The following is a 6,825-nucleotide window of genomic DNA, read 5'->3' as shown; positions in this document are numbered from 1 at the left end:
GCACGCCGCGTATCAGGAGGTCGCCGCCGGAGTCTCCGGCGGGCGGCGGCCTCCTGGGAGCGGCGGAGTTCCTGCTGGGCGCCGCCGGGCCGCCGGGCGCGGGTCCGGCGTGCGATGTGGACTTCGACACAGTGCAGCACCTGGTGAGCGCGGCCGCGGGGGAGAGCCCGCTGCCCGCCGCGCGGGGCAGGCGCCGGTTCAGGGACCGGCTCTCGCTGCTCGGTGACCGGCTCACGGCGCCGCCGCCGGCGCGCTGGTGACACCGCCGGGCGCCGCGGCGGCCCTCCTCGTGCCCCCGCCCCCGCCCGATTTCACTTGCACGGTGCATGTATGAGGACGGAACATGGCACCTCGTGCCGCACCTCTTCCGCCGGGCCCTCGCGATCCTGCCCGACCTGACCCCGCTGCGCGCGCTGCGCGACTTCCGGCTCCTGTGGCTGCAGGGGCTCGTGACGTCCTTCGGCAGCTCCATGACGATGGTCGCGCTGCCGCTGCAGATCAAGGAGCTGACCGACTCGCCGTTCGCGGTCGGCGCGATGGGTGCGGTCGAGCTCGTGCCGCTGATCGTCTTCGGCCTGTACGGCGGCGCGCTCGCGGACGCCGTCGACCGGCGCCGGGTCATCCTCCTTTCGGAGGCGGGCCTCGGCGTGCTGGCCCTCGTCCTGCTCGCCGACTCCCTGCTGCCGCACCCCGCCCTGTGGCCCCTGTACGTGGTCGCGGCGGCCGTCTCCGCGCTGTCGGGGCTCCAGCAGCCCGCCCTCGGCTCGCTGATCGCGCGCATCGTCCCGCACGACCAGCTGACCTCCGCCTCCGCGCTCAACTTCATGCGCGGCCAACTCGCCGCCGTGGTGGGGCCCTCGCTCGCGGGCGTCGTCGTCGCGTACGCCGGGCTGCCCTTCGCCTACTCGGTGACGGTGGTCGGCTTCCTGCTCACGGTGCCCATGTGCCTGCGGCTCGCGCCCGCGCCGCCCTCGGGCGCCGCCTCGCGGCCGTCGCTGGGCAGCGTGGTGGAGGGCGCGCGCTACGCCTGGAGCAAGCCGGTGCTGCTCGGCACGTACGCGATGGACGTCGCGGCGATGTTCTTCGCCTACCCGGTGACGCTCTTCCCCTTCCTCGCGGACGACCTGCACGCCACGTGGGCGCTCGGGCTCATGTACAGCGCCGTGCCGTTCGGCTCGATGCTCGTGACGGCGACGAGCGGCTGGGCCTCGCGCACCCGCCGCCACGGCCGGATGGTCGCGCTCGGCGCCGGCAGCTGGGGGCTCGCGATGGCGGCGACCGGGCTGATGTCGCACGTGTGGCTCGTGCTGCTGTGCCTGGCCGCCGCGGGGGCCGGCGACATGCTCAGCGGGCTGGCACGGCACACCATCTGGGACCAGACCGTCCCCGACGAGCTGCGCGGGCGGCTCGCCGGCATCGAGGTCCTCTCGTACAGCTGCGGGCCGCAGCTCGGCCAGGTCCGCGCGGGCACCACGGCCGGCCTGACCGGTACCCGGCCCGCGATCTGGGGCGGCGGCTTCGCCTGTGTGGCCGCCGTGGGACTGCTGGCACTGGCCCTGCCGAAACTGCTGAGCTACAACGCCGACACCGACCCGGACGCGCTGCGCCGGCGCGCGCAGAAGGAGGCGGTGGCGCGCGGCCTGCCGGAGGGCACCGCGGCGCCCGAGACGGCCGGGGCGTAGCGCGCGGCAGCGCCCCACGAGCGGCGCACCGGAAGCGGGCCCCTGAGCCCGGACGACCCCCGTCCGACCGCCGCCGCCGCGTCAACCGGGGCGCGGCGCCCGCGACTTCCCGGGAACGGAGGGCGGCCGCCTGGCTGCCGCGTGGTCCTCCCGGGTGATGGCGGGCCGGGCGCGGGCAGTGGGACCGTGTGAGCGCACCGCCGCCGGTCCCCGGGGGCCCGCAGGCTCCCGCCGCCGCGGTGCGCCCCGGGAAGGGTCCTCGATGTCCTTCACGTCGTCCGCCCGCAGATCCCTCGTTGCTGCCGGCCGCCGCCTCCTCGCACCCGCGGTCGCCCTGATGCTCGCGGCCACCGGCGCCACCGGCCTGGCCGCCGCCCCGGCCGCCGCGGCGCCGCCCGGCCCCCGTTTCTACGTCGCCGACTCGGGCGCCGCGAACGTCTCCGTCCTCGACGGCGGCAGCGGCACGGCCACGTCCACCATCGGGGTGGGGGCCGCGCCCTTCGGCGTGGCCGTCGACCCGGCCGGCAGCACCGCCTACGTCGCCAACGGCGGCAGCGACACGGTCTCCGTGATCAGCACGGCCACCGGGACCGTCACGGCGACCGTCCCGGTCGGCGCCACCCCCTACGCCGTCGCCGTGACGCCGGACGCCTCCCGCGTCTACGTGGCCGACCTCGGCGGCAACACGGTCTCCGTGATCAGCACCGCGACCGACACGGTCGTCGCCACCGTCCCGGTGGGCGCGGCGCCCGACGGCCTGGCCGTCTCGCCGGACGGGTCCCGGGTCTACGTCACGCACGACAGCGACACCAACGCCGTCCTGGTGATCAGTACCGCGACCGACACCGTCACGGACTCCATACCGGTGCGCGCCCACGCGTACGGGGTGGCCTTCGACCCGTCCGGCACGCGGGCCTACGTCTCCCTCGTCAACGGCGGGTCCCTCGCCGTGATCGACACCGCCTCCGCCGCGGTGACCTCGTACGTCCCCGTGGGCACCGGCCCGCACGGCGTGGCCTTCTCGCCGGACGGCACGCTCGCCGCCGTCGCCAACTACTACTCCGGCACGGTCTCGATGATCGACGCCGCCACGGGCACCGTGACCGCGACGGTCCCGGCCGGCCCCCAGCCGCAGGAGGTGGCCTTCGACGCGGACGGCAGCCGCGTCTACGTCACCGACAGCGGGGCCGACACGGTGACGGCGATCGACACGTCCACCGGCACCGTCGCCTCCACGGCCACCGTCGGCAGCAACCCGGTCGGGATCGTCCGCGTCCCCGCGCCCGCCGCCGACCTGCGCGTCTCCCTCACCGCCAAGGGCGTTCCGGGACTTCTCGGCGGCCGCATCGACTACACCCTCAGCGTCACCGACAACGGCCCTTCCGCCGTCACGTCCGCGACCGTCACCGCCACCCTGCCGTCCCCGATGACCGCCTCAGGCGGCTCGTGCGCCGGCGCCGAGGGCCGGGTCACCTGCACCTTCGGCGCCCTTGCGGCGGGCGCGACGGCCACGCGGACCTTCAGCGTGCCCGTGGGACTGCTGACGCTCGGGGTCCCCTACACCGTCACCGCGGCACGCACGGCCTCCGCGCCCGCGGACCCCGACCCCGCCGACGACAGCGCCGGCCGCACCTGCTCCGTGGTCACCTCGTTGATCATCGACTGCGGCTGACCGGCCGGTCCGTCCCCGGGGCGCGGCCGCACGGGCCGTGTCCCGCCGGGCCGTCCTCGCGGGGCGGCCCGGCGGCCGCGCGCCTCGTCGCCCGGGCCGCGAGCGCCGGGAGCCGGTCCCGTCCGCCGCCGTGCCCGGCCGCCTACTCGGCGTCCCACTCCTCGTTGCGTTCCTTCACCTTGTCCATGGCGTGCTCCGCCTCCGTGCGCGAGGCGTAGGGACCGAAGCGGTTCTTGGCGGGGCACTGCAGCCCCTCCTCCACCGTCTTGTGCTGCAGGCAGTAGTACCAGTCGCCCGCCTTGGGCTCGGTGCGCTTCTTGAACAGGGCCATCGTGCGTTCCTTCCGTCTGCGGTCCGTGCCGTCGAAGCCGCGGCCGGCGTCCGCCGTGCGGTCGCCGCGCCGCGTCCGGGGCACCCCGTCCGTCCCGTCCGTCCATCATGCTGCCCCGTCGGCGCCCGGTGGACGCTGGTTAGACTCGCCGCATGTCTGGCCAGCAGCTTCTCGTCCCAGGAAAAGTCTCCCCGCAGCGCCACGTGCCCGCGGCCATTCCCCGGCCGCCGTACGTGGGCAGGCCCGCCCCGGACCCGTACGACGGGCCCGACGTGCAGAGCGAGGAGACGATCGAGCGCATGCGGATCGCGGGCCGCATCGCCGCGGACGCCCGCGAGGAGGCCGCGAAGCACATCAGGCCGGGGGTGAGCACCGACGAACTCGACCGCGTGGCGCACGCCTACCTGTGCGACCACGGCGCGTACCCCTCGACGCTCGGCTACCGCGGCTTCCCCAAGTCGCTGTGCACGTCCGTCAACGAGGTCATCTGCCACGGCATCCCCGACTCGACGGTGCTGCGCGACGGGGACATCGTCAACCTGGACGTCACGGCGTACATCGGCGGCGTGCACGGCGACACCAACGCCACCTACCTGTGCGGCGAGGTGGACGAGGAGTCGCGGCAGCTGGTCGAGCGGACCAGGGAGTCGCTGAACCGCGCGATCAAGGCGGTGCGCCCGGGCCGGCAGATCAACGTGATCGGGCGGGTCATCGAGTCCTACGCCAAGCGGTTCGGCTACGGCGTCGTGCGGGACTTCACCGGCCACGGCATCAACACGGCCTTCCACTCCGGCCTGATCGTCCCGCACTACGACAGCCCGCACGCCACGACCGTCATCCGCGAGGGCATGACCTTCACCATCGAGCCGATGCTGACGCTCGGGACGTACGAGCACGACATGTGGGACGACGGCTGGACGATCGTCACGAAGGACCGCCGGCGGACGGCGCAGTTCGAGCACACTCTCGTCGTCACGAAGACCGGGGCGGAGATTCTCACGTTGCCCTGAATCCTGGGGGTAGTACCGTTTTCCGAAGCGGTGCGCCGACAGGTTGTCGGCAAGACGGCGTCCGCGAAGGCCTGGCTGGTTAGGTAAGCCTAAGCTAAGCTGACGTCGTCCTGTCCCGCCCGGTCGTCCCCGTGAACCCGGAGGTACCGTCCGTGTCGACAGCCACCATCCCCTTCTCCGCCCGTCTGCGCGAGGCCTCGGCGGCGCAGCACACGGCGGTCTCGGACTCCGGATTCATGACCGCGCTCCTGGACGGACGGCTCGGCCTCGACGCCTACGCCCGCTACACGGAGCAGCTGTGGTTCGTCTACGCGGCCCTGGAGGGCGCGGCCAGGGGCGCGGGCCTGGCCGACGACCCGGTCGCCGGCCCGTTCCTGCGCCCCGAGCTCGCACGGACGCCGGAACTCGCCCGCGACCTGGCCTACCTGCGGGGCCCCGACTGGCGCCACGACCTGGCGCCGCTGCCGGCGACCGCCGCCTACGCCGCGCGCATCGAGGAGTGCGCGGCCGGCTGGCGCGGCGGCTACGTGGCCCACCACTACACGCGCTACCTCGGCGACCTCTCCGGCGGGCAGGTCGTGCGCGACCGGGCGGAGAGGCAGTGGGGCCTCCCGCACCGCGGCGACGGCGTCCGCTTCTACGTCTTCGACGCGATCGACAACCCCGCCGCCTTCAAGCGCGCCTACCGGACCCTGCTCGACGCGCTGCCCGCCGACGGTGCCGAGAAGCAGCGGATCGTCGGCGAGTGCCGCCGCGCCTTCGCGTGCAACGGCGCCGTCCTGAGCGAACTCGGCGAGCTCTACCCGGCCTGAGCGGTGCCGTCCGGCACGGAGCCGGACCCGCCGCCCCGCGCCCGGCCCCCGGCCCTGCCGCGGCGCGCGTGCCGGGCCAGCACCGCCAGCGCGACCGCGGTGTCCACGGCGCCGATCAGGAACGTGCCGCGCACGCCGGCCACCGGCAGGGCCAGGCCACCCGACAGCGCACCGAGCGCCACACCCGCGTTGAACGCCGCGGAGTTGGCCGCCACCGCGCTCTCCGTACGGCCGGGCGCCACCCGCAGCACCAGCGCCTGGGCCGCCATCACCACCGGCGCCACCGCGAGGCCCAGCAGCGCCAGCGCCGCCGCCACCACCCACCGCGTGCCGCCGCCGGCCCACAGCGCGGTCATGGCTGCCGTCTGCACCGCCACCGGCACCACGAGCATCGCCCAGGGCAGCCGGTCCAGCAGCGCACCCGCCGCGGCGATCCCCCCGAGCGCCGCCACCCCGAACACCAGCAGCAGCGGGCCGACCGCCGAGGCCGGGAACCCGCTCACGCCGGTCAGGAACCGCTCGATGTACGTGAAGCCGGTGTACGCGCCCGTGCCCGACAGCGCGGTCGTCGCCAGCACCACGGCGAACGCCCGCCGGTCCGGCGCGATCCCGCGGGCGCCGTGGCCGCTGCCCGGGCGCGTCGTCGGCAGCCACCCGGCCACCAGGGCCAGCGCCGCCGCGCCGAGGGCCGTCAGCACCCAGAACGGCGCGTGCCAACCATCCTGGCGGCCCAGCCAGTTGCCGGCCGGCACACCGAGCGCCGTGGCCAGCGAGCCGCCCACCGACAGCATCCCGACGACCCGCCCCCTGCGCTCCGGAGCGAACAGGCCCACCGCGGCCGGCCCCATGACCGCCCAGAACAGCGCCTGTGCGAGCGCCGTCGCCAGCCGGGCGCCCAGCAGCGTCCCGTACGAACCGGCCGTCGCCGACAGCCGGCTCGCCGCGACCAGGACCACGAGCACGGCCGCGAGCACGTGGCGGTGCGGCACGTTCCGGGTGGCGCGCGCCAGCGGAAGGGAGCACACCGCGACGGTCAGTCCGTACCCGGTGACCAGGTAGCCCACCTCCGCGAGCGGCACCCGCAGGCCGTGCGCGACGTCCGAGAGCAGGCCGACCGGCAGGTTCTCCGCGGTGTTGAACGTGAACGCCGCGAGCATCAGGCCCGCCACGACGAGCACTCCGCGCGCCGCGGCGGGGGGCGCGCCCGCCCGGGACGGCGGCGCGGGAAGCGGTTCGGTGCTCAAGCGGTCCTCCTGAAGGGGGCGGCGCGGCAGGCGGCAGGGCGCGGCCGGACAGGGCGGACCCGGCCGCGCGCGGG

6 protein-coding genes and 1 pseudogene are annotated in these 6,825 nt (G+C 75.4%); 5 read left to right on the top strand and 2 right to left on the bottom strand.

From position 1 onward, the window contains the following. The 3 genes and pseudogenes from L1885_RS20665 to L1885_RS20655 form a co-directional block, all read left to right on the top strand. Positions 1-260 (top strand): annotated as a pseudogene (locus L1885_RS20665) (hypothetical protein); the annotation flags it as partial. Between the two features lie 66 nt (positions 261-326). Beyond that, positions 327-1,682 (top strand): MFS transporter, encoded by a 1,356-nt coding sequence (locus L1885_RS20660; protein ID WP_235798656.1) that lies wholly within the window; start codon positions 327-329, stop codon positions 1,680-1,682. Positions 1,683-1,944: 262 nt separating this feature from the next. After that, positions 1,945-3,354 carry a YVTN family beta-propeller repeat protein gene (locus tag L1885_RS20655; RefSeq protein ID WP_235798655.1) on the top strand — a complete coding sequence of 470 codons (1,410 nt, stop codon included), beginning with the start codon at positions 1,945-1,947 and terminating at the stop codon, positions 3,352-3,354. A gap of 142 nt (positions 3,355-3,496) precedes the next feature. Here the strand turns inward: L1885_RS20655 and L1885_RS20650 are convergent, their stop codons facing one another. Then, positions 3,497-3,685: a hypothetical protein gene (locus L1885_RS20650; RefSeq protein ID WP_235798654.1), complete on the bottom strand. Its 189-nt coding sequence runs from the start codon at positions 3,683-3,685 to the stop codon at positions 3,497-3,499. A gap of 152 nt (positions 3,686-3,837) precedes the next feature. Here L1885_RS20650 and map point away from each other — a divergent pair, with 152 nt between their 5' ends. Both map and L1885_RS20640 read left to right on the top strand, forming a co-directional pair. Continuing rightward, positions 3,838-4,695: a type I methionyl aminopeptidase gene (map, locus tag L1885_RS20645; protein ID WP_235798653.1), complete on the top strand. Its 858-nt coding sequence runs from the start codon at positions 3,838-3,840 to the stop codon at positions 4,693-4,695. A gap of 152 nt (positions 4,696-4,847) precedes the next feature. After that, positions 4,848-5,507 (top strand): biliverdin-producing heme oxygenase, encoded by a 660-nt coding sequence (locus L1885_RS20640; protein ID WP_235798652.1) that lies wholly within the window; start codon positions 4,848-4,850, stop codon positions 5,505-5,507. On the opposite strand, the gene L1885_RS20635 is transcribed toward L1885_RS20640, so the two are convergent. Further along, positions 5,495-6,751 (bottom strand): MFS transporter, encoded by a 1,257-nt coding sequence (locus tag L1885_RS20635; RefSeq protein WP_308117363.1) that lies wholly within the window; start codon positions 6,749-6,751, stop codon positions 5,495-5,497. The genes L1885_RS20640 and L1885_RS20635 overlap by 13 nt on opposite strands. Positions 6,752-6,825 lie beyond the last annotated feature (74 nt).

The organism is Streptomyces fuscigenes, assembly GCF_021556455.1.
Taxonomy (GTDB): domain Bacteria; phylum Actinomycetota; class Actinomycetes; order Streptomycetales; family Streptomycetaceae; genus Streptomyces; species Streptomyces fuscigenes.
Note: the sequence above shows the minus strand (reverse complement) of the source record. Positions and strands in the feature narration are given on the sequence as shown.